This window comes from Burkholderia cenocepacia, from assembly GCF_900446215.1.
Classification (GTDB): Bacteria; Pseudomonadota; Gammaproteobacteria; order Burkholderiales; family Burkholderiaceae; genus Burkholderia; species Burkholderia cenocepacia.
Genome location: NZ_UAQZ01000001.1, coordinates 1,116,730 through 1,137,386 on the forward strand (window position 1 = coordinate 1,116,730; position 20,657 = coordinate 1,137,386).

The 20,657-nt window shown below is 67.8% G+C and carries 20 protein-coding genes; 9 read left to right on the top strand and 11 right to left on the bottom strand.

Translation table 11 applies throughout. The features are described from left to right. Entirely contained in the window at positions 1–1,029 is a 1,029-nt protein-coding gene (gene tdh / locus DTA15_RS05205; RefSeq protein ID WP_006480187.1) for an L-threonine 3-dehydrogenase, read from the top strand. Between the two features lie 397 nt (positions 1,030–1,426). Here the strand turns inward: tdh and DTA15_RS05210 are convergent, their stop codons facing one another. Together DTA15_RS05210 and DTA15_RS05215 are read right to left on the bottom strand one after the other, a co-directional pair. Further along, entirely contained in the window at positions 1,427–1,843 is a 417-nt protein-coding gene (locus tag DTA15_RS05210; protein WP_006493628.1) for a hypothetical protein, read from the bottom strand. Further along, positions 1,840–2,478 (bottom strand): GNAT family N-acetyltransferase, encoded by a 639-nt coding sequence (locus DTA15_RS05215; RefSeq protein WP_006485174.1) that lies wholly within the window; start codon positions 2,476–2,478, stop codon positions 1,840–1,842. Before DTA15_RS05215 ends, DTA15_RS05210 begins: the two co-directional genes overlap by 4 nt. Positions 2,479–2,660: 182 nt before the next feature. On the opposite strand from DTA15_RS05215, the gene DTA15_RS05220 reads away from it, so the two are divergent. Both DTA15_RS05220 and DTA15_RS05225 read left to right on the top strand, forming a co-directional pair. Then, positions 2,661–3,266 (top strand): TetR/AcrR family transcriptional regulator, encoded by a 606-nt coding sequence (locus tag DTA15_RS05220; protein ID WP_006485172.1) that lies wholly within the window; start codon positions 2,661–2,663, stop codon positions 3,264–3,266. Between the two features lie 64 nt (positions 3,267–3,330). Next, positions 3,331–3,810 (top strand): nuclear transport factor 2 family protein, encoded by a 480-nt coding sequence (locus DTA15_RS05225; RefSeq protein ID WP_006485164.1) that lies wholly within the window; start codon positions 3,331–3,333, stop codon positions 3,808–3,810. A gap of 463 nt (positions 3,811–4,273) precedes the next feature. Here DTA15_RS05225 and DTA15_RS05235 read toward each other — a convergent pair whose 3' ends face one another. Beyond that, positions 4,274–5,359 carry a tartrate dehydrogenase gene (locus DTA15_RS05235; protein ID WP_006485169.1) on the bottom strand — a complete coding sequence of 362 codons (1,086 nt, stop codon included), beginning with the start codon at positions 5,357–5,359 and terminating at the stop codon, positions 4,274–4,276. Positions 5,360–5,474: 115 nt separating this feature from the next. On the opposite strand from DTA15_RS05235, the gene DTA15_RS05240 reads away from it, so the two are divergent. Beyond that, positions 5,475–6,398: a LysR substrate-binding domain-containing protein gene (locus DTA15_RS05240; RefSeq protein ID WP_006485150.1), complete on the top strand. Its 924-nt coding sequence runs from the start codon at positions 5,475–5,477 to the stop codon at positions 6,396–6,398. A gap of 65 nt (positions 6,399–6,463) precedes the next feature. Here DTA15_RS05240 and argC read toward each other — a convergent pair whose 3' ends face one another. Next, entirely contained in the window at positions 6,464–7,405 is a 942-nt protein-coding gene (argC, locus tag DTA15_RS05245; protein WP_006485160.1) for an N-acetyl-gamma-glutamyl-phosphate reductase, read from the bottom strand. A 121-nt stretch (positions 7,406–7,526) separates the two neighbouring features. Here argC and DTA15_RS05250 point away from each other — a divergent pair, with 121 nt between their 5' ends. Beyond that, a complete protein-coding gene (locus tag DTA15_RS05250) occupies positions 7,527–8,411 on the top strand; it encodes a LysR family transcriptional regulator (RefSeq protein ID WP_006485167.1) in 885 nt (294 codons plus the stop codon). Positions 8,412–8,461: 50 nt separating this feature from the next. Here the strand turns inward: DTA15_RS05250 and DTA15_RS05255 are convergent, their stop codons facing one another. The 4 genes from DTA15_RS05255 to DTA15_RS05270 are packed head-to-tail and all read right to left on the bottom strand — an operon-like array spanning position 8,462 to position 11,779. Then, the gene (locus DTA15_RS05255; RefSeq protein ID WP_020979719.1) at positions 8,462–8,926 is read right to left on the bottom strand and encodes a hypothetical protein; all 465 of its coding nucleotides are present in this window, start codon (positions 8,924–8,926) and stop codon (positions 8,462–8,464) included. Between the two features lie 60 nt (positions 8,927–8,986). Continuing rightward, positions 8,987–10,204 carry a patatin-like phospholipase family protein gene (locus DTA15_RS05260; protein WP_006496219.1) on the bottom strand — a complete coding sequence of 406 codons (1,218 nt, stop codon included), beginning with the start codon at positions 10,202–10,204 and terminating at the stop codon, positions 8,987–8,989. Next, the gene (locus tag DTA15_RS05265; protein ID WP_006485158.1) at positions 10,201–10,986 is read right to left on the bottom strand and encodes a 3-hydroxybutyrate dehydrogenase; all 786 of its coding nucleotides are present in this window, start codon (positions 10,984–10,986) and stop codon (positions 10,201–10,203) included. The genes DTA15_RS05260 and DTA15_RS05265 overlap by 4 nt, the downstream gene beginning before the upstream one ends. Before the next feature lie 52 nt (positions 10,987–11,038). Beyond that, complete coding sequence (locus DTA15_RS05270; protein WP_006485181.1) at positions 11,039–11,779, bottom strand: acetoacetate decarboxylase; 741 nt, start codon at positions 11,777–11,779, stop codon at positions 11,039–11,041. A gap of 434 nt (positions 11,780–12,213) precedes the next feature. On the opposite strand from DTA15_RS05270, the gene DTA15_RS05280 reads away from it, so the two are divergent. Continuing rightward, positions 12,214–12,795 carry an undecaprenyl-diphosphatase gene (locus tag DTA15_RS05280; RefSeq protein WP_006485151.1) on the top strand — a complete coding sequence of 194 codons (582 nt, stop codon included), beginning with the start codon at positions 12,214–12,216 and terminating at the stop codon, positions 12,793–12,795. A 24-nt stretch (positions 12,796–12,819) separates the two neighbouring features. Here DTA15_RS05280 and DTA15_RS05285 read toward each other — a convergent pair whose 3' ends face one another. The 3 genes from DTA15_RS05285 to DTA15_RS05295 all read right to left on the bottom strand — a co-directional run bounded on the left by DTA15_RS05285 (position 12,820) and on the right by DTA15_RS05295 (position 14,772). Continuing rightward, a complete protein-coding gene (locus DTA15_RS05285) occupies positions 12,820–13,053 on the bottom strand; it encodes a hypothetical protein (RefSeq protein WP_006485180.1) in 234 nt (77 codons plus the stop codon). Positions 13,054–13,204: 151 nt separating this feature from the next. After that, complete coding sequence (locus DTA15_RS05290) at positions 13,205–14,026, bottom strand: siderophore-interacting protein (RefSeq protein ID WP_006485177.1); 822 nt, start codon at positions 14,024–14,026, stop codon at positions 13,205–13,207. A 38-nt stretch (positions 14,027–14,064) separates the two neighbouring features. Then, positions 14,065–14,772, bottom strand: a complete 708-nt coding sequence (locus DTA15_RS05295; RefSeq protein WP_012492994.1) for a PadR family transcriptional regulator — start codon at positions 14,770–14,772, stop codon at positions 14,065–14,067. 446 nt (positions 14,773–15,218) lie between these two features. Between DTA15_RS05295 and DTA15_RS38205 the strand changes: the two genes are divergently transcribed. From DTA15_RS38205 to DTA15_RS05305, 3 genes are all read left to right on the top strand, one after another. After that, positions 15,219–15,458 (top strand): hypothetical protein, encoded by a 240-nt coding sequence (locus DTA15_RS38205; RefSeq protein WP_127837581.1) that lies wholly within the window; start codon positions 15,219–15,221, stop codon positions 15,456–15,458. Between the two features lie 123 nt (positions 15,459–15,581). After that, positions 15,582–16,583 (top strand): FHA domain-containing protein, encoded by a 1,002-nt coding sequence (locus tag DTA15_RS05300; RefSeq protein WP_034178667.1) that lies wholly within the window; start codon positions 15,582–15,584, stop codon positions 16,581–16,583. After that, complete coding sequence (locus tag DTA15_RS05305) at positions 16,580–20,632, top strand: TOMM system kinase/cyclase fusion protein (RefSeq protein WP_034178666.1); 4,053 nt, start codon at positions 16,580–16,582, stop codon at positions 20,630–20,632. Before DTA15_RS05300 ends, DTA15_RS05305 begins: the two co-directional genes overlap by 4 nt. The last annotated feature ends 25 nt before the right edge of the window (positions 20,633–20,657 follow it).

The following is a 20,657-nucleotide window of genomic DNA, read 5'->3' on the forward strand; positions in this document are numbered from 1 at the left end:
ATGAAAGCACTGGCAAAGCTCGAACGCGGCCCCGGCCTCACGCTCACGCGGGTGAAGCGCCCCGAAGTCGGCCACAACGACGTGCTGATCAAGATCCGCCGCACGGCGATCTGCGGCACCGACATCCATATCTGGAAGTGGGACGACTGGGCGCAGAAGACGATTCCGGTGCCGATGCACGTCGGCCACGAATACGTCGGCGAGATCGTCGAGATGGGGCAGGAAGTGCGCGGCTTCGCGATCGGCGATCGCGTGTCCGGCGAAGGTCACATCACGTGCGGTTTCTGCCGCAACTGTCGCGCCGGGCGCCGGCATCTGTGCCGCAACACGGTGGGCGTCGGCGTGAACCGCGAAGGCGCGTTCGCCGAATACCTGGCGATTCCGGCATTCAACGCGTTCAAGATTCCGCCGGAGATTTCCGACGATCTCGCGTCGATCTTCGATCCGTTCGGCAACGCGACGCACACGGCGTTGTCGTTCAACCTCGTCGGCGAGGACGTGCTGATCACCGGCGCGGGCCCGATCGGCATCATGGCCGTCGCGATCGCGAAGCACGTCGGCGCGCGCAACGTCGTCATCACCGATATCAACGACTATCGGCTCGAGCTCGCGCGCAAGATGGGCGCGACGCGGGCGGTCAACGTCGCGCGCGAGTCGCTGCGCGACGTGATGGCCGACCTGCACATGACCGAAGGCTTCGACGTCGGTCTCGAGATGTCGGGCGTGCCGAGCGCGTTCACGAGCCTGCTCGAGGCGATGAACCACGGCGGCAAGGTTGCGCTGCTCGGCATCCCGCCCGCGCAGACGGCGATCGACTGGAACCAGGTGATCTTCAAGGGGCTCGAGATCAAGGGCATCTACGGCCGCGAGATGTTCGAGACCTGGTACAAGATGGTCGCGATGCTGCAGAGCGGCCTCGACCTGTCGCCGATCATCACGCACCGCTTCGCGGCCGACGATTACGAGCAAGGCTTCGCCGCGATGCTGTCCGGCGAAAGCGGCAAGGTGATTCTCGACTGGACCGTCTGAGTCGACTGAGTGTCGAGACGGGGCAGCGCGGCGCGATCGCCGCCTGCCCCGTTTTCGTTTGCACGCGCACCGTCACACGTCGAAACGCGTGACGCAGCGCTTGAGGTGAGATTATTCGGGAGCTGTGTTTGCGTGCCGAATCGCCGCACGATCCCGCATCGGTGACCGGCAATTGCACGTTCGCTTCACCGGTCGGCAGCTGCTTCGCTTCTCTCCCGTCACGCCATCCGGCGCCTGTTTCTCCACTTCCCCGCAGTTCCCCGCTTCGCTTGGCGTGCACGCGTTCGCCCGCCACCCTATGCGACATCATGCCGAACCGAAACCTCAACCGTGAGCCGCACCCCGCGTTGCGACTCACTGATGCGCGGGCGATCGGCTTCGATCGGTGCGCCGACCGCTACTTGATCCGTTCACCATTCGATCCGCGCGGGTCGAGCTGAAGGCTCAACACGACGAGCCAGCGCTTCGGACACTGCGGCGCAACGTCGAGCGGATCGCCATGCGCGCCGGGAGCCGTGACGAACCCGTGTTGCGCCGCGTACCGGTACGCGCGCAACGCATCCGCCTGCAGCCAGAAGCTCACGAGCGCGCACGTCGCGAAGCGGAACAGCAGCACGGCCGCCGCGTCCGGTGCGAAACCGGCTGCGGCCAGCACGCCTTCGAACGCGAACGTCAACACGTGCGCCACCGCGATCGTGACGATCGTCAGCTTCATCACGCCACGCAGCCTTAGCGCCGCCCGCACGCGTGCCTGCCGGATGGCGAGCCGTGCGCGATCGTCGTCGTCATCGCGCTTGCGCACATCGGGTTTCACGATGCCGCACCGGCTTGCCGCGCGACGTCGATCTGCATCGTGCCGTGCGCGCGCGTGCTGCCGTCGGCGCCGCCGACGGCCTTGCACAAGATCGTGCTGTCGTAGTTGTGCCCCGGAAAGCGCACCACGTCGACCGGCTGAAATCCGTCGCGACGATAGAACGCGATGAGCCGAGCCGCCGCGTACGGCGCGTCGAGCGCGAGATGCGTCGCGCCGCGCGCGGCGGCCCGACGTTGCGCGAATGCGAGCAGCGCGCGGCCGATGCCGCGATCCTGCCAGACCGGATCGACGGCCAGCTGCTCGAGCGTCGCGACGCGCCGGCTGCGATACGGATCGCAGCGCGAATCGGGATCGTGCGAGCGCATCGTCATCGTCGCGACCAGATGCGCGTTGCCGAGCGCGACGAAGCACTCGCCGGTCAGCACGCGTTCGCGCGTCGCCGCGGCCGGCTGATCGACGCACGGGCAATTGAAGCCCAAGGCGCCGAGCGGCGCGAACGCGCGATGCAGCAGCGCGGTCAGCGTGTCGTACGAATCGCTGCACGGGTCGAAGCGCCGCACGATGACGCGGCCGTCGAGCCGTTTCGCATAAGCCGCATAGGCGCGCGCGGGGCGCGCGGATTCCGGTCGCTGCATGATGTCCTTTCGCCCAGACAGGGTGACCGAAGTGTAGTGAGCGTCGTGTCGCCGCTTCAAGAAAAAATGTCGTAAACGCGGCCGGCCTCGACGTCTCGGCCAGGACACGACGAGGCCCTCTCGCCGGCAGGGCTTTTCACATGAAGGTTGACGCCGGAGAACGATCGTTCTACCGTAAACCCATGAACACACTTCTCGACTCCTCCGGCGAACCGGGCGTGCGCGACCGGCTGCTCGACGCGGCCGAAGCGCTGATCTATTCGGGCGGCATCCATGCGACCGGCGTCGATGCGATCGTCAAGCGATCCGGCGCGGCACGAAAGAGCTTTTATTCGCATTTCGAATCGAAAGAGGCGCTGGTGGTCGCCGCGCTCGAACGTCGCGACGAGCGCTGGATGCGCTGGTTCGTCGACGCCACGCTGGCGCGCGGCAAGACGCCGCGCGCGCAACTGCTCGGCATGTTCGACGTGCTGTGCGACTGGTTCGGGCAGCCGGACTTTCATGGCTGCGCGTTCCTGAATACGGCGGGCGAGATACCCGACGCCGACGATCCCGTGCGCGTCGTCGCCCGCATGCACAAGGCGCGTCTGCTGGCGTTCGTGCGCGAGCGCTTCGACGCCTGTGCCGACGAAACCGGCATCGAGCGCCGCGGGCTCGCGCGCATCGCGCGTCAGTGGCTCGTGTTGATCGACGGCGCGATCGGCGTGGCGCTCGTCAGTGGCGATGCAAACGCCGCGCGCGATGCGCGCGCGACGGCCGAACTGCTGCTCGATGCCGTGTCGCGGTAGCCGACGCAGCGAACCCGAACCGGCTGCGTGCGTTCGCGGCCACAACCCTGAACAGGAGCAACCCATGTCCGCTTCCCCCGAAGTTCGTCCGCCCGTTCCGCCCTTCACGCTCGACACGGCGCGCCAGAAAGTGCGCGCCGCCGAGGACGCGTGGAACACGCGCGACCCGCAACGCGTGTCGCTCGCCTATACGCCGCAAAGCCGCTGGCGCAATCGCGCGGAATTCGTGACGGGCCGCGACGAGATCGTCGGGCTGCTGCAGCGGAAGTGGGCGCGCGAACTCGACTACCGGCTGATCAAGGAGCTGTGGGCGTTCGACGGCAATCGCATCGCGGTGCGTTTTGCGTACGAGTGGCATGACGATGCGGGTAACTGGTTCCGTTCGTACGGCAACGAGAACTGGGCGTTCGACGAGAACGGCCTGATGGCGCATCGCCACGCGAGCATCAATGATCTGCCGATTCGCGAGGCGGACCGCCTTTATCACTGGCCGCTTGGTCGTCGTCCGGACGATCATCCGGGGCTGTCCGACCTCGGGCTGTGATGCCGCGCACGCGCTCAACGGAGCGGCGAACGCGTCCCCGCGGTTCAATGGTGAGGAAATTCGGGAGCCGTCCGTTGAAGGTGAGATTTTTCGGGACGAGGTGAAATGCTGCGTCGGACTGTGTGCTTCGACCCGGTCGACGCGGCCTTGCGCCCGATGAAGCGGCGGATGTCTCGACGTGCTGCGGTGTGCGTCGTCGCGTGATGCATCTCACCGATCGCGTCGAAGCGAACGTGTGTTGACGATCGGTGGGTGCGAGCGCGACGTGCAACTCACCGATCGAATTGATTTCGACGTCAACGAAGATCCGCGCAAACAGTGCGCGTTGCGATGTGCCGTCGCTCACCGCTCGACTTCACCGCGACGTATCGGCGGAGTCTGCACAAGTGCGCAACCGCATCGCGTGCCGCTCACCGCAGACTATTCACGCAGTGCCGCCCGGCGCGAACGCCGGACGCGCCCCTCAACCGGCAACCCGCGCGGCGATCGCCTCGCCCACTTCCTGCGTGCCTGCATGGCCGCCGAGATCGCGGGTATGCGGCCCCGTGCGCAGCACGTCCTCGATGGCGGCGACGATCGCATCGTGCGCGTCGCGTTCGCGGCCCGTGCCGTTGCCGAGGAAGTCGAGCATCATCGCCGCCGACCAGATCATCGCGACCGGATTCGCGATGTATTGCCCCGCGATGTCGGGTGCGGAACCATGCACGGGTTCGAACAGCGACGGGAACGTGCGGTCGGGGTTCAGGTTCGCCGACGGCGCGATGCCGATCGTGCCCGTACACGCCGGCCCGAGATCCGACAGGATGTCGCCGAACAGGTTCGACGCGACGACGACGTCGAAGCGGTCCGGTTGCAGCACGAAGCGCGCGCACAGGATGTCGATGTGCTGCTTGTCGACCGCGATTTCCGGATAGCGTTCGGCCATCTCGGCCGCGCGCGCGTCCCACCACGGCATGCTGATCGCGATGCCGTTGCTTTTCGTCGCGACGGTCACGCGCTTCGCGCGCCGCTGCGCGAGCTCGAACGCGAATTTCAGCACGCGCTCGGTGCCGTGCCGCGTGAAGACCGACTGCTGCATCACGACTTCGCGTTCGGTGCCTTCGAACATCGTGCCGCCCACCGACGAATATTCGCCCTCGGTGTTCTCGCGCACGATCATGAAGTCGATGTCGCCGGCGCGGCGGCCGGCGAGCGGCGACGGCACGCCGTCGAACAGGCGCGCGGGCCGCAGGTTGATGTACTGGTCGAATTCGCGGCGGAATTTCAGCAGCGAGCCCCACAGCGAAATGTGATCGGGCACGGTCGCCGGCCAGCCGACCGCGCCGAACAGGATCGCATCCATGTCCGACAGCTGCGCTTTCCAGTCGTCCGGCATCATCTTGCCGTGCCGCGCGTAGTAGTCGCAGCTCGCCCAGTCGATCTCGACGAAGTCGAAGCGCACGCCGAAGCGCGCGGTCACGGCGGCGAGCACGCGCAGCCCCTCGGGCATCACTTCGCGGCCGATGCCGTCGCCGGGGATCACGGCAATCCTGTAAGTCCTGTCGGTCATGCAAATCTCCTTGGCTGGTCGGCCAGCTGCCAGGAAGGCAACGGCCCGTCACGTCATTCTATTTATTTCCATCCGGATTAAAATCACGCAAAAGTTAATCGACTTTCCACGAATCGTGAATAAATCGCCGAACCTCGACGACCTGCGCGTGTTCAGCCTGGTCGTCCGCCTCGCGAGCTTCAGCGCGGCCGCCGAGCAGCTCGCGGTATCGCCCGCGTACGTCAGCAAGCGCATCGCGATGCTCGAGGCGCAGCTCGGCACGCGCCTGCTGCATCGCTCGACACGCCGCATGACGGTCACCGAAGCCGGCGAACGCGTGTTCGCGCGCGCGGAGAAGATTCTCGACGACGTCGATCATCTCGTCGAGGACGTGTCGACCACGCGCACGGTGCCGCGCGGCACGCTGCGCCTGTCGAGCAGCTTCGGCTTCGGCCGGCACGTCGTCGCGCCGGCGCTGCTCGACTTCAGCGCGCGCTATCCGCAGTTGAACGTGCGGCTCGATCTGTTCGACCGGCTCGTCGACGTGGCCGGCGAAGGCTACGACCTCGACGTGCGCATCGGCGACGAGATCGCCGATCACCTGATCGCGCGCCGCCTCGCCACGAACCATCGCGTGCTGTGCGCGTCGCCCGACTATCTGGCCCGCCGCGGAACGCCGCGCTCGCTGGCCGATCTGGCCTCGCACGACTGTCTCGCGATCAAGGAGCGCGATCATCCGTTCGGCGTATGGCGGCTGACCGTGCGCGGCGAAACGGCCACGGTGAAGGTCGGCGGCGCACTGTCGACGAACCATGGCGAGGTGGCCGTGCAATGGGCGCTGGCCGGGCGCGGCATCGTGCTGCGCTCGATCTGGGAGGCCGGGCCGCTGATCGAACGCGGCGCGTTGTGCCGCGTGCTGCCGGACGCGCTTCAGCCCGCGAACATCTGGGCCGTGTATCCGGAACGCGTCGCGGCGTCGGCGAAGGTACGCGTGTGCGTGGATTTCCTGGTGGAGACGCTGGCCGGCCTGAATGCCGTCGCGAGCGACGATACGGCCTGAAACCGGCTAAAGGTGAGCTTTTACGGGGGCGTGCGCAGGCGCCGTCGACGGCGCCTGCGGGCGCGTTACGCGGCGCTCGACGCACCGAGCATCAAGTCGAGATTCTGCACGGCCGCGCCGGATGCGCCTTTGCCGAGATTGTCGAACACCGCGGACAGCAGCACCTGGCCGCGCGCTTCGTTGACGAACACGCCGAGCCGCAGATCATTGGTGCCGTTCAGCGCTTGCGGATCGAGATGCGTTGCCGCGGCGGCGTCCGCGAGCGGTGTCACGTCGACGTGGCGCGCGTCCGCGTAGTGGTGCGCGAGACACGCATGCAGCCGCTCACCCGTCACGCCGGCCGGAAGCAGACGCAGCTCGATCGGAATGGTGAGCACGATGCCTTGCCGATAGGCACCGTAGGCCGGCACGAAGAACGGGCGGTGCGCGAGCCCCGCATGCTGCCGGATCTCGGGCACGTGCTTGTGTTCGAGCGCGAGGCCGTACACCTGCAGCGGCAACGGGGGCGTGGCGGCGTCGGCCGATTCGAATGCGTCGACGGCCGCCCGGCCGCCACCCGAGTAACCGGACACCGCGTGGATGCTCACCGGGTAGTCGCGCGGCAGCAGCCCGGCCTGCAGCAGCGGGCGAAGCAGGCCGATCGCGCCGGTCGGGTAGCAGCCGGGATTGGTCACGCGCTTCGCATGTGCGATGTCCTGCGCGTGTCCGTCGGCCATCTCGGGAAAGCCGTAGACCCAGTCGGGCTGCGTGCGATGGGCCGAACTCGCGTCGATCACGCGTACCGCCGGGTTCCGGATGAAGCCGACCGCTTCGCGCGCGGCCGCGTCGGGCAGGCACAGGACGGCGATATCGCACGCGTTGAGTGCATCGGCGCGGCGCGCGGGGTCCTTGCGTTCGGCGGCGGGAAGCGTGAGCAGCCGTACGTCGGTGCGGTCGCGCAGACGCGCGTGAATCTGCAACCCGGTCGTGCCCTGGTCGCCGTCGATGAAGACAGTGGGGAAGCTCATGATGGTCGTGTGCGTCGCGTTCGGTCGTCGGGGGAAACCGTATCGTCCACCGAACGCCTAGAATAGGAAAAGTTGAATTTGCTGATCGTATGATTCAGCTTTCCTGAACGAGAGGGATGCGATGCGCGAGATCAGTCTGGACCGCCTCCGTACGCTGGTCGCGATCGCGGACCAGGGTTCCTTCGTGGCGGCGGCGCAATGGCTTCACCTCGCCCCGCCGACCGTCAGTCTGCATGTCGCCGAGCTGGAAAGCCGCGTCGGCGCGCCGCTGCTGTCGCGCACACGCGGCAACGTGCGCCCGTCGGTGATCGGCGAAGTGCTGGTGGAGCGGGCGCGGCGCCTGCTGGCCGAGGTCGAAGCCACGCTGGACGACGTGCAGCGACAGGTGCAGGGGTTGAGCGGGCGCGTCCGGCTCGGCGCATCGACCGGCGCGATCGCGCATCTGTTGCCGCAGGCGGTGGCCGGATTGCGCGCGCAGCATCCGGATATCGACGTGCAGATCGCGGTGCTCACGTCGCAGGACACGCTGGCGCGCATTGCACAAGGCACGCTCGATGTCGGGCTGGTTGCGCTGCCGCAGGCGCCGGTCGCGGGGCTGTCGATCCGGCCGTGGCGTCGCGATCCGGTGATGGCTTTCCTGCCTGCGGACTGGCCGCTTCCGGCCCGTGTGACGCCGGCGTATCTGGCCGCGCGGCCGCTGATCCTCAACGATGCGACGACGCGCCTGTCGCGGCTTACGACCGAATGGTTCGCACTGGGCGGCCATCGGCCCGAGCCGCGGATCGAACTGAACTACAACGATGCGATCAAGAGCCTGGTCGCCGCGGGGTACGGCGCGACGCTGCTGCCGCACGAGGCGGGCGCCCCGCTGCCGGATGCGCGCATCGTCATGCGGCCGCTACGTCCGGCGTTGTGGCGCGAGCTGGGGATTGCCCATCGTGCCGGCCCGGTCGAACGGGCGACGCAGCACGTGCTCGACGCGCTGTGGGCGCTCGGTGCGCGATAGCCGATCATTGTGCGATCGGCCCGTGCGAGCCATGCGGCCCGCACGCGCGTTCAGAGCCGGTTGTCCTTCGCCAGCGTGAGCACGCGCGCCCAGCGCTGCGCATCGCGCTTGTCCATCATCGGCAGCTTCCATTCGCCGCGCACGGCGTCGCGCACGCGCACGACGAGATGCCAGCGGCCGTCGATCGGCGCGGCCTCGCAGCCGTCGAGCTGCGACAGCGTATAGCGGCCGTCCGCGCCGTCATGCGACAGCCACAGCAGCCCTTGCGTCGCGGACACGCGCAACTCGCCCCACGCGCGATGCACGACGTGCGTCCAGCCTTCTTCCTTCGTGTTCGGTGCGATGTCGCGGCGACGCTTGAGCCACCACGCGATCAGCGCGACCAGGAGCGCGGCGGCCAGCACGGCGGCCGCGATCGCGACCGGCTGGCCGAACTGCGCGGCGATGACGTGAAACAGGTGAACGGCGCCCCATCCGAGGGCGATGAGCGCGAATAGCGCAATGAAAATCGACATGTCGAATCGGAAAGGAGGACGGGCCGGCGCATGCAGCATGCCGGCCCGTTGCACACGGCATTACCGGCGGCGGTGAATGTCGTGCGTGACGAAGCCCGCGTCGTTGACGGGCAGCGCGAGGCCGTCCTTCACCGCGAGCGTCTTGCGGATGTCGTCGAGACCCGCGGACCAGTGGTCGCGCATCGTCGACAGACCGAACTGATAGTCCTTGTAGTGATGCTCGTACGCCTTCTGCTGATAGATCAGATGCTGGATGTTGTACTTCTTCCCGCTCGACATTGCTTCGGCCTCGACGCACCACGGGTCGTTCTTGCGCTGCTCTTCCGGCACCTGTTCGAGCACGTGGCGCAGCACGTTGCGGTAGCGCTGTTCGCGCTGCAGCGTGTCGGTGACGAAACGCGTGCGGCTCGAGTACTGCACGTCCTTCGTGCGCTCGGCGACGTCGGCCATCGTGCGCGGCAGCGGCCCGCGCGCGCTCCACAGATCGACCTGGAACGCGAGCGTGTCGCGGCGCGGCCGGGCGCGGAGCACTTCCATCAGCGGCGTGTTCGACACGACACCGCCGTCCCAGTAATACTCGCCGTCGATCTCGACGGGCGGGAACGCGGGCGGCAGCGCACCGGACGCCATGAAATGCTCGGGCGCGAGACGGATGCGCGAGTTGTCGAAGTACACGAAGTTGCCGGTGCCGACGTTGACCGCGCCGACCGACACGCGCGTCTCGCCCGAATTGATCCGGTCGAAATCGCACAGTTTCAGCAGCGTCGCGCGCAGCGCCGACGTGTCGTACCAGCTGATTTTTTCAGGATGGTCGGACACGCCCGGCAGCGGCGGCGGAAAGCGCGGCACGAAGAAGCCCTGCTGGCCCTGCATCATCGCGCTGGCGGCCTGCGACGCGGTGAAGAACGTGCGGACCTGGTCGATGCTGTTGAACAGCGCGAATTCGAACGCGGCCGGAATCGTCGGAAAGAACGCCGGCTGGCAGATCGTTTCCCAGAATTCGCGCAGGCGCTCGACGCGATGCTCGGGCGCATTGCCGGCGATCAGCGCGGTGTTGAGCGCGCCGATCGAGATGCCCGCGATCCAGTCGAGCGGAATGCCCGCCTCGTGCAGCCCTTCGAACACGCCGGCCTGGTACGCGCCGAGCGCGCCGCCGCCCTGCAGGACGAGCGCGATCGTTTCGTACGGCAGCGACCGTGCGGCCGCCGGCGCGCCGGCTTCGTGGTGCAGGTCCGCCGCATCCACAGCCTGCTTTTCGGTGCGGGCGTGCGGCTTCATTGCATGAACCAGCCGTGGCTGACGATGAACGACTGACCCGTGAGCGCGGCGCTCGGGAACGCCGACAGGAACAGCACCGTCTGCGCGACGTCCTGCACCGTCGTGAACACGCCGTCGACCGTGTTGCCGAGCATCACCTTCTTGATCACTTCCTCTTCGCTGATGCCGAGCTCCTTCGCCTGCTCCGGAATCTGCTTGTCGACCAGCGGCGTGCGCACGAAGCCCGGACACACGACGTGCGAGCGCACGTTGTGCTTCGCGCCTTCCTTTGCCAGCACGCGCGCCAGGCCGAGCAGACCGTGCTTGGCCGTCACGTACGCCGACTTCAGCGGCGACGCTTCGTGCGAGTGCACCGAACCCATGTAGATCACGACGCCGCCGCGATCGTCCTTGTACATGTGCTTGAGCGCGGCCTTCGTTGTCAGGAACGCGCCGTCCACGTGGATCGCCTGCATCTTCTTCCAGTCGGCGAACGAGTAGTTCTCGATCGGGTTGACGATCTGGATGCCCGCGTTCGACACGAGGATGTCGACCGAGCCGAACGCTTCGGCCACCTTGTCGATGCCGGTGTTTACGGCTTCCTCGTTGGTCACGTCCATCGCGACGCCGATCGCCTTGCCGCCTGCCTTGTTGATCTCGTCGGCGACCGCGTTCGCGCCGTCCTGGTTCAGGTCGGCGATCGCGACGGCCGCGCCTGCCTTGGCGAGCTCCAGTGCGATTTCCTTGCCGATGCCGCTCGCGGCGCCCGTGACGACTGCGGTCTTGCCATTCAGGTTGCTCATGTTCGAATTCCCGTGGTGAAAGGATTGACAGGGAGAAAGGACTGCGGACGTGTTACTGAGCCAGGTAATCGTAGACGACTTCGCCGAGGCCCAGCGTCAAATCCGCGACGAGGTGGCGCGCCTCGACGATCTCGAGCACCGGCAGATCGGCCACCGGCGCGAGCGCGTGCGGCGCCAGCTCCAGCGATGCGGGACCCGTCCATGCGCCCTTCATCTTGATGTCCTGCATGTAATAGCGCACCAGTTCGCAGACGCGCGCGGTGCCGTCGACGTGCGGGATGATCTTCAGCAGGAAATTGGGGCCGGCGAGCCGCTTCGTCTGCTCGTCGATGTCGAGTTCCTTGTGCTTGTAGCCCATCGTGCCGGTCGCGACGCGCACCTTGCCGTAGTCGAGCGTGCCCAGGATGTGATCGGTGTTCACGTGCAGCGTGGGCGACGCGAGCTTCTTCGGGAAGCCCCACAGCTCGCGGCCGCCGGCGATCGGCGGATGATCGTCGAGATACATCGCGAGCGTATAGCCGCCCGCCTGACCGTTGTATTCGACCGGGATCACCTGGCCGCTTTCGGTGTAATCGCCGAAGCCGGTCGAATCGGCCATGCGAATGAATTCGTAGTGGACGAGCGGCTCGGTGACCTGCAGCGGCTCGGGGACGATTTCACGGAGGCGGTCCGGATCGGTGCGGTACGTGATGATCAGAAACTCACGATCGACGAAACGGTACGGGCCCATCGGGAACGCAGGGCTGGTCAACGGCATCGCAAACGCTTTCGATCGGACATCGCTGGGTTTCATGCGGACTCCTTGTTGTTGATCGCTTCGTGGATGAGTGGACGTAATCGTATGCCTGTGCGTTGCCGTTGTGCGATGCCGCATCTGGAATTAATTGTTGCCGATTTCGAATAATTTGCGGCGTAAATATTGAGATGAATGAGACAAACGGCCTGGACGGCGTGCCGGCCGGGCCATGGTCGCACGCATCGATGACGCCATCGTGTGAAAACGGTGAGTCTTTACGGGAGAGAGGGTGAGCCTTTACGGGAAACGGTCGCGCGGGAATATGACAATTGTGTGAACTTGTGTTGCAGTGCAGGCTCTAAGTGCGTTCGCCGCGCGGGCCTTGTCCGGGCGGCTGCCGCATTAAGCACCGCTTAAGCGGCGACGCTCTAGCATCGTTCGACTCGGGCCGGGCAACCGGCCGATCCTTGACGCCCCACGCAACCGGATTCATGCAGAACCTCAATCTCGCCCTCTTTTCCGCCATCAACGCCGGCGGTGCACCGCACCCGGGCGTTGCCCGCCTCGCGATCTTCGCCGCCGACTGGCTCGTCTATGCGCTGCCCGCGATGCTGCTGCTGACCTGGATCTTCGGCGCACGCCCCGCGCGGCACCAGGCGATCGAAGCCGGCGTCGGCGTCTGCGTGGCGCTCGTGCTCGCGCAGATGCTCGGGCATGTCTGGTTCTCGCCGCGCCCGTTCATGGCCGGCGTCGGCACGCAGCTGATTCCGCACGCGCCGGACAGTTCGTTTCCGAGCGATCACATGACGTTCGCGTGGAGCATGGCGGTCGGCCTGCTGCTCGGTGGCACGACGCGGGTCACCGGTTTCGTGATGGCCGCGATGGCCGTGGCGATCGCATGGGGGCGCGTCTATGCGGGCGTGCACTGGCCGTTCGACATGGCGGGCGGGGTGCTGGTCGGCACGGTGGGCGCGCTGGCCGCGCACCTGTACGGGCAACGCGTGACCGCGCTGCTCGAACGGCTCGGCGATTCGGTGCATGCGGTCGTGATGGGGCGCCGGCAGGCGCCGTAAGCAGAAGGAAGCGGCGGAACGCCGTCAGCCGGACGAGCCGGATGTGCGGGCCGATTCGGCCGAGGCGGACGGGCTGCCGCCCGCATCGTGCAGTTCAGGCGTATCGGCCGGATGCCGCGCGGCATCGCGGTCGAGGGCGCTTTCCTTCAGGATCGCGCACATCGCGACGAACAGCGCGAGGACGACCGCGGCGAGGCCGCAATAACCGGCGATCTTCAGGTGGCGAAGGAAAGGCGAAGCGTGGCTTTCTTTTGTCATGACCGGGCGCTCCTGGGCGGGCTGCGGCGGCTGTCGCCCGACAGCGGCGTCGCAGACATACATATATACCCGCCGCGATGCCGGTGCCAAGCCCGTTGCTGCGCCGGCGCCACGATTGTTTCAGCCGCCGGTCGAGCGGTATCCGCCCCGCTCAGTCTTCCAGCGTTTCGTGCACGGCCGCCGCGCCGCGCTTCCAGTAGGCCGCCGCGCGGATGCGCGACTTGTCGACGCCGCGCTCGCCGGTCAGGTGCTGGCGCACCGCGCGCATCGACAGCGCTTCGCCGGCCGCCCACACGTAGCCGTCGCCGGACGACGGCAGCGGCAGGTCGCGCACGGCATTCAGCAGCGCATCGCCGTCCGCCGCGTCGGCTTCGGCGCGAAAGCGCCAGATTTCATGCACGTCGGCGCGCGTATCGAACGAGATCTGCGCGGTGCGATCCGCGACTTCCAGCACGACCGCCGCGCGCGCGCCGGCCGGCAATTCCGAGAGACGCCGCGCGACGGCCGGCAGCGCCGTATCGTCGCCGATCAGCAGATGCCAGTCGAAACCGGTCGGGACGACGAACGAACCGCGCGGGCCGCCGATGCCGAGCCATTGGCCGACGCGTGCCTGCGCGGCCCACTGCGATGCCGGGCCCGGATGGTTCAGCACGAATTCCAGATCGAGTTCGCGGGCGGCGCGGTCGAAGCGGCGCGGCGTGAAGTCGCGCGCGACCGGCTTCGGTTCGCCTGCCGGAAACTCGGGGCCGTTCGCGCCGAGCGTCGGCAGCGCGGGGCGTTCCGCGCCCGGCGGCGGGAAAAATATCTTCACGTGATCGTCGAACGACGCAGATTCGAAATCCGCGAGATCGGGGCCGCCGAGCGTGACGCGCAGCAGATGCGGCGTCACGGGATGCACGCGCAGCACTTGCAGCAGGCGGAACTTGAGGGGGTGGCGCACGCGGGTGACGGTGCGCTCGGATGTGTTCTGCATCGATCCGTTCTCCTTGGGTGGTGACGGGACGGCGCGGATCACGCGCCGGCGCCGCCTTCGATTTCGGCCGTCGCGCGGCGCATGATGGCCGCGATGCGGCGTTGTTCGTCGGCGTCGGCGGCGCTCTTGTGCAGCAGCGCGCGCTTGAGCGCGAGACGCGCCTCGACGAATTCCGGCAGCCAGCCGGCTTGCGATTCGTCCTGCGCTTCGTTGCCCGCCGATTCCCCGGCGAACGCGCGCCGCATGAACTCCATCTTGCGGGCGAGGTGCGTGAGGCGCGCGAACAGCGTGTCGACGCGTTCGCGCTGGGCGTCGAGATGCGCGCGGCCTGCGTCGGTCAGCGCATAGCGCTTGCGGTTGCCTTCCGCTTGCGACGCGACGAAGCCGACTTCCTCGAGATAGGTGAGCGCCGGATACACCATGCCGGGGCTCGGGCTGTAGAAGCCGTTCGAGCGTGTGTCGAGCGCCTTGATCAGTTCGTAGCCGTGGCTGGGCTGTTCGGCCACCAGCGCGAGCAGCAGCAGCTGGAGATCGTCGGAGCTGAACTGGCGGCCGCGCGGCATGCCGTCGTCGCCGAAATCGCCGAAGCCGCGCCCGCCACGGCCGCCGAACGGGCCGCCGCCGAATGCATCGTGGCCGCGACGGTGGCGACCGATCGCGTACCAGAGACCGGCGAATCCCTCGGGGTGGTCATGCGCACCATGACCGTCGCATCGGGCATGGCCGCGGAAGTGATTGTGTCGCATGATCGTGTCCTGTATGTCGTAAAACATATCTAAAGATATATATCGAAAGATACAGCGTCAAGGGGATTATTGAGGGCGGGATGGTGGGGCGGGGCGTGCGACGAGGCGGCCGTTGGGGGCGTTCCTGCGATGTCGTGGGTGAATCGATCCCGGCGACCGGGCGGGCGCGATGCCGCATCCGGTGTCGCGGCCGTTCGATCGACGCCTCCCGATGCATGGTCGTGCGGATACACCTGCGTTTGCCGACTACCCCGCGAGACATTCGCCGCGATGCGGTGGGATTCATGAATAAGTTAAACAGGGAAGATTATAAAAACGCCGAATAAAACTATTTTAAAAATCGAAACGGTTTTATTTTATTTTCCATCGTGCAAACAAGAATTCCGCGTTGGCAAAGGTCATTAATCCGACTCCGTCATTCAATGTCATCGTGTCGGCCATGGCGCATGGATCACGGCAGAGCGAGCCACGATGAAGAATTTCGACCCTTTATCCGTCACCCGAAAATTCATCGAAAAGGTAAAGCATTGCAATATAAAATCGTTATCCAGGTATGCCGGTTGCGGAGCACGATTTTATTTGGCAGGATTTTCATCGGGATGCCAGACTTTAAAACAACAAAGCGATCGACCATTCAATTTGCCGAAATAACGCGCGACGCTTGGGCGACCCTTGCAGGAAGCTGACCAGAAAAACAGGTAACGAGGCGGCGAACGGGCGGCACTGTTCGCGATCATTGAAGCAATCGCTTGCCCGGCAGCGTCGATGCGTCACTCGAACGATCCGGGCGAATCCGACACGGGGCGGCCATGGCGATACTCAAGAACGACGCTTCCGGAGACGCATGCCTGCTCCGCGCGTATCACGTGTTCGGCCGCGACGACGCGCGCTGCGACACGGTCATCCGGGACGGCTCGGTGTCCCGCGTCCACGCCCATATCCGCTGGGTCGGCGGGCTCTGGGAGCTCCACGATCACAGCAGCAACGGCACGTCGGTATCGGGCGTCTCGCTGCGCGACGGCGAGCATGCGGTGCTGCAGCAAGGCGACGTGATCCGCTTCGGCAGGGCCGGCATCGCGCCGTGGCGCGTCGAGTCGCTCGACGATCCGGCCGATACGCTGTGGCCGATCCGCGGCGCCGCCGCGCCGATCGTGCTCGCGCCATGCCAGATCCTGCCGGCGCCTGCCGCGCAGCCGGTCACGATCGTTCGTTCGCCGGCCGGCGAATGGCTGTGCGACGACACGTTGCCGCCGCGCGCGCTGCATGACGGCGACGAAGTGTCGACCGGCGACTTCGCGTGGCGCCTCGCGCTCGCGCGCCACGGCTCGACGGTGATGCTCGCCGCTCCTGCCGATCCGGCCGCGCCGGCGCAATTGCTCGAATTCTTCGTCAGCCGCGACGAGGAGCACGTGCGCATGCTGCTGCATGTCCGTGGCGGCGTGGTCGACCTCGGCGAACGCGCCCATCACTACAGCCTCGTCACGCTTGCCCGCGCGCGCTCGGCCGACATGCAGGCCGGCTACGACGCCGCCACGCAAGGGTGGATCGAACTCGACCGGCTCGCGCGCATGCTCGGCATCGACGCGTCCCATGTCAACGTGCAGATCCATCGCGCCCGGAGCCAATTCGCGGCGCTGCCGGGGTTGGGCGCGAGCCAGCTCGTGGAGCGTCGGCGCGGCAGCGTCCGCTTCGGCGATGTGCCGTTCCGGATCATGCGCGGCGAGCATCTCGAATGCGAGTCGGTGCCGGCCGTCGGGCCGCGTCTCGGCGTGCCGCGCGCGGTGCCGGGCCCGGTCGTCCATTGCCCGTGAACGCGGGAGAACCGGCCGTGCTACCGACCGCGTCTCACCCCGCCGTCCGCCCGGACGCACCAGAACCGTCGAAGCGCGCGGCGCCTTTCGCGACGCTCGCCGGCAAATGGCATTACCGGCTCGGCGCGCTGCTCGGCGAAGGCGGCAACGGCGTGGTGTTTCGGGCGACCTGCGACGAGACGGGGCACGCCGTCGCGCTCAAGCTGATGCGCGACGACGCCGCGCTGGTCGCGCCGGAGCGGATGCGACGGCGGGCACGCTTTCGGCGCGAGACGAGCCTGTGCGAGGCGCTGCGGCATCCGAACATCGTGGCGCTGCTGGACCAGGGCGAGGCGCCCGACGGGCGGCTGTTCGCCGTATTCGAACTGGTCGAGGGCCGGACGGTGCGCGACCGGCTCGCGGCGGACGGGCCGCTGTCGGCCATCGACACCGGGCGGCTGATGACGCAGGTGCTCGACGCGCTCGCGGCCGCCCATCGGCGCGGCATCGTGCATCGCGATCTGAAGCCGCAGAACATCGTGATCGCGATGGCCGACGACGGGCCGCACGCGAAGCTGCTCGATTTCGGCATCGGCGCGTTGCTGCCCGGCACCGAAGACATCGCGCGCCAGACCGCGACGCTCGCGACCGAGGTGCTCGGTTCGCCGCCCTACTGCGCGCCCGAGCAGTTGCGCAACGAGCCGCCGACGCCCGCCAGCGACCTGTATGCGTGGGGCCTGATCGTGATCGAATGCCTGACGGGCGAGGTCGTCATGCAAGGCGCAAGCGTGGCCGAGATCCTCTATCAGCAACTGAGCCCGGTGGATGTGGCGCTCCCGCCGTCGATCGCGGCGCTGCCGCTCGGCGCGGTGCTGCGGCATGCGCTGAACAAGAATCCGCGGCAGCGCGCCGCGTCGGCCGAGGCGCTCGCGGCGCAGTTTCGTGCGCTCAACTTCGCCGCGCTCGTCGGCCAGTTCGACGCCGGTCGCGCCGGCCGGCACGCGCGTTCGCGACCGCTTGCGCCGCGCGGCGAGACGATCGCGGAGGTGGGCGAGTACCGGCAGATCACCACCCTGTGCTGCTGCGTGACGATCGCCGGAGAGGGCCGCCGGCGCCATGCCGGAACCGAGCACGGGATGGTGCTCGACGGCTACGAGGAACAGTGGCTGACGAAGTGCGCCGATATCGCCGTCGGTTACGGCGCGCATGTGGGCGGACGGCTCGGCGACACGCTGCTGTTCCATTTCGGCCTGCAAGGCGACATCGACCGGCCCGCCCGCCGGGCAGTGCGGGCGGCGCTCGACATGGTGCGCGTCGCCGAGCGCGCGCGGCTGCCGGTGCCGCCGGCCGCCGGCGGCCGTGCTGCTGCCGGCGCGGAAGAAGGCTGGCGGGTCGAAGTGGCCGCCGCGATTCACGTCGGGCAGGTGCTCGCGCAGGCGTCGCACATGTCGGGCGTGTCGACGCCCGCCGCGGCATCGCGGCTGTTGCGGCTGGCCGGTCCGGGACAGATTCTGATCAGCGACGATGCGCGGCTCGTGCTCGAACGGCATGCCGATTCGCGGCCGACCGCGTTGCGGCTCGCGCGCGCGGGTGTCGTGTCGCAGCCGGTTCATGAACTGCTCGGCGAGCGGCACGCCGATACGCCGTTCGATTCGCTCGATGCCGGCAGGCGCACGCCCATGGTGGGCCGCGCGCGCGAGCTCGACGCGTTGCTGCGCGCGTGGCAGGACACGCACGAGCGGCATCGTCGCGCGAGGCGCGGCGAGCCGGCGCCGCCCGGCGTGCCGCGGCTGGTGATCGGCGATGCGGGCTTCGGCAAGTCGCGGCTCGTGCACGAGCTGTGCGAGGCCGTGCGGACCCGCGGCCATGCCTTCGCGCAGTGCGGCTGCCTGCCCGAACGCGAGAACCACGCGTTGTTTCCGGTCCTGCGGTTCATCGCCGCGCACTGGCAGGTCGACGCCGATCGCGCGCCCGGCGCGGCGCTCGCGGCGATCGACGCGATGATCGCGCCGCTCGATTGCGACCATGCGGCGGCGCGTGTCGCGCTCGCGACCTGGCTCGGGCTGCCCTGCGATGCGAACGGGCTGCTGTGGTCGAGCGCGCGCGAGCAGCACGCGCTGTTCGACGTCCTCGAGCAACTGATCGTGTCGCTCGGCAACGGCGCGCCGGTGCTGCTCGTGATCGAGGACGTTCAGTGGCTCGATCGCTCGACCGAGGAGTTTCTCGCGTATCTGCAGCACTCGCCGCGCGCAGCGGCACTGTGCATCGTGCTCACGTCGCGCCCCGACAAGCTCGCGCGCTGGCGCGGCGCGACCGATCGCGTGGTGCTGCGCCGCCTGCCGCGCGACGACGCACAACGTCTGATGTCGGCGCATCTGGGCCCGGGCGCGTTCGATCCGGTGTGGCTCGACCGGCTCGCCGATCGCACCGCCGGCATTCCGCTGTTCATCGAGGCCGTCGCGCGCGAGCTGAAGGTGAGCGGCGCGGACGGTCCGCTCGCGGGGCCTGCGGCAACGGACCCGTATCCGCTGCCGCTCAGCCTCGGTGGCATGCTCGGCCTGGCCTTCGACCGGATCGACGACGCGCGCGACACCGCGCAGCTCGCCGCGACCATCGGGCTCGAAGTGGATGCGCAATTGCTCGCCGACGCGTCGCCGCACGATCGGGTCACGCTCGACGCGCATCTGCGGCTGCTGCTCGAGGAGCGGATCGTGTATGCGCAACATCGGCGCGACCGCGTGTTCTATGCGTTCCGCCATGCGCTGATTCGCGACGCCGCATACGAATCGATGCCGCCCGCGGTGCGGCGCGGCAACCACGCGCGCATCGGCCGTGCGCTGCTCGCGCAGGCCGATCGCGGCGCCGGGGCGCATGCGTTCGGCGTCGCCGGACATTTCGCACGCGCCGGCGCGTGCGCGGACGCGATCGCGCACGGCATCGACGCGGCGCGCCGCGCGCTCGAACGTTCGCGATACGACGATGCGATCCGTTACGGGCAGGCCGTGCTCGATTGGCTCGCCACCGCCGATCACGCGCAGCGCGAGCACGACCGCGCGCGCATCCGCGCCACGTTGACGCACGCGACGATGGCGCGCTTCGGCTGGGCCGATGCGCAGGTACGCGAGCATGCGGAACAGTTGCTGCGGCAGACGCAGACGCTCGACGACCCGGAGCTCGAGATCAGCGCGTTGTGGACGCTGTCGACCTACTACCACGTCGCCGGCGACCGCGCGACCGTGCGCCGGATCGGCAAGCGGCTCGACACGCTCGCGACCGAGCGCGGCGAGGCGGGCGTGCAGGTCGCGGCGGACGCGATGCGCGGCATGAGCCTGTGGGTCGACGGCGACTATGCGCGCGCGCGTGCCGCGTTCGACGCGGTGCTGGCCGGTTACGACGTGCGACGCGACGCGGGGCACCGGCGCATCCTGGGGCTCGATACGCGCGCATGGACGATGGCGTCGCTCGCCAGCGTGCGCTGGTGCATGGACGACGATCCTCAGCCGGCGCTCGCGATGGCGCACGAAGCCGTGTATCGCGCGACCTGCCTCGATCATCTGCCGACGCTCGGCGTCACGATGATGTACCTCGCGCGCACGCATCAGCTCGCGGGCGATCGCGACGCGGCGCGAGCGGTGTCCGAGGCGATTCTCCGCCTCGCGGACGCGCACCGGCTGCGCGCGGTCGGGCACTACGCCGCGATCATTCACGCGTGGACGCAACGCGATCGCGCGGGCGTCGTCGCGCATCTCGACGCGCAGCGGCAGTCGGGCGGCCTGCTTGGGCTGACCTACTACGCGTCGCTGCTGGCCGAACTGGATGCCGAACGCGGCGACCATGACGCGGCGCTCGCGCAGATCGGGCAGTGCCTCGCCTGGTGCGAATCGAGCGGCGAACGGTATTACGAAGCACAACTATTGCTGAAACAGAGCGAGTACTTGTGCCGGGCCGATCCGCGTTGCGGCGGCGTGGCCGCGCTGGACGCATGCCGGCGCGCAGTCGAAATTGCAACGACGGCGGGCATGGGCCGCATCGCCAGGCTCGCCGAAGCGACGTTGCAGTCGTTGCCGTAAGCAGTTCAAACCGTCATTCAGGAGA

What these genes read in the sequence shown, in the direction of transcription:
- DTA15_RS05250 (WP_006485167.1), top strand. Translation starts at nt 7,527, where the DNA reads ATGCGCGAGATCAGTCTGGACCGCCTCCGTACGCTGGTCGCGATCGCG.
- DTA15_RS05285 (WP_006485180.1), bottom strand. Translation starts at nt 13,053, where the DNA reads ATGACAAAAGAAAGCCACGCTTCGCCTTTCCTTCGCCACCTGAAGATC.
- DTA15_RS05300 (WP_034178667.1), top strand. Translation starts at nt 15,582, where the DNA reads ATGGCGATACTCAAGAACGACGCTTCCGGAGACGCATGCCTGCTCCGC.
- DTA15_RS05270 (WP_006485181.1), bottom strand. Translation starts at nt 11,779, where the DNA reads ATGAAACCCAGCGATGTCCGATCGAAAGCGTTTGCGATGCCGTTGACC.
- DTA15_RS05295 (WP_012492994.1), bottom strand. Translation starts at nt 14,772, where the DNA reads ATGCGACACAATCACTTCCGCGGCCATGCCCGATGCGACGGTCATGGT.
- argC (WP_006485160.1), bottom strand. Translation starts at nt 7,405, where the DNA reads ATGAGCTTCCCCACTGTCTTCATCGACGGCGACCAGGGCACGACCGGG.
- DTA15_RS05235 (WP_006485169.1), bottom strand. Translation starts at nt 5,359, where the DNA reads ATGACCGACAGGACTTACAGGATTGCCGTGATCCCCGGCGACGGCATC.
- DTA15_RS05280 (WP_006485151.1), top strand. Translation starts at nt 12,214, where the DNA reads ATGCAGAACCTCAATCTCGCCCTCTTTTCCGCCATCAACGCCGGCGGT.
- DTA15_RS05215 (WP_006485174.1), bottom strand. Translation starts at nt 2,478, where the DNA reads ATGCAGCGACCGGAATCCGCGCGCCCCGCGCGCGCCTATGCGGCTTAT.
- DTA15_RS38205 (WP_127837581.1), top strand. Translation starts at nt 15,219, where the DNA reads ATGGATCACGGCAGAGCGAGCCACGATGAAGAATTTCGACCCTTTATC.
- tdh (WP_006480187.1), top strand. Translation starts at nt 1, where the DNA reads ATGAAAGCACTGGCAAAGCTCGAACGCGGCCCCGGCCTCACGCTCACG.
- DTA15_RS05290 (WP_006485177.1), bottom strand. Translation starts at nt 14,026, where the DNA reads ATGCAGAACACATCCGAGCGCACCGTCACCCGCGTGCGCCACCCCCTC.
- DTA15_RS05220 (WP_006485172.1), top strand. Translation starts at nt 2,661, where the DNA reads ATGAACACACTTCTCGACTCCTCCGGCGAACCGGGCGTGCGCGACCGG.
- DTA15_RS05255 (WP_020979719.1), bottom strand. Translation starts at nt 8,926, where the DNA reads ATGTCGATTTTCATTGCGCTATTCGCGCTCATCGCCCTCGGATGGGGC.
- DTA15_RS05260 (WP_006496219.1), bottom strand. Translation starts at nt 10,204, where the DNA reads ATGAAGCCGCACGCCCGCACCGAAAAGCAGGCTGTGGATGCGGCGGAC.
- DTA15_RS05265 (WP_006485158.1), bottom strand. Translation starts at nt 10,986, where the DNA reads ATGAGCAACCTGAATGGCAAGACCGCAGTCGTCACGGGCGCCGCGAGC.
- DTA15_RS05225 (WP_006485164.1), top strand. Translation starts at nt 3,331, where the DNA reads ATGTCCGCTTCCCCCGAAGTTCGTCCGCCCGTTCCGCCCTTCACGCTC.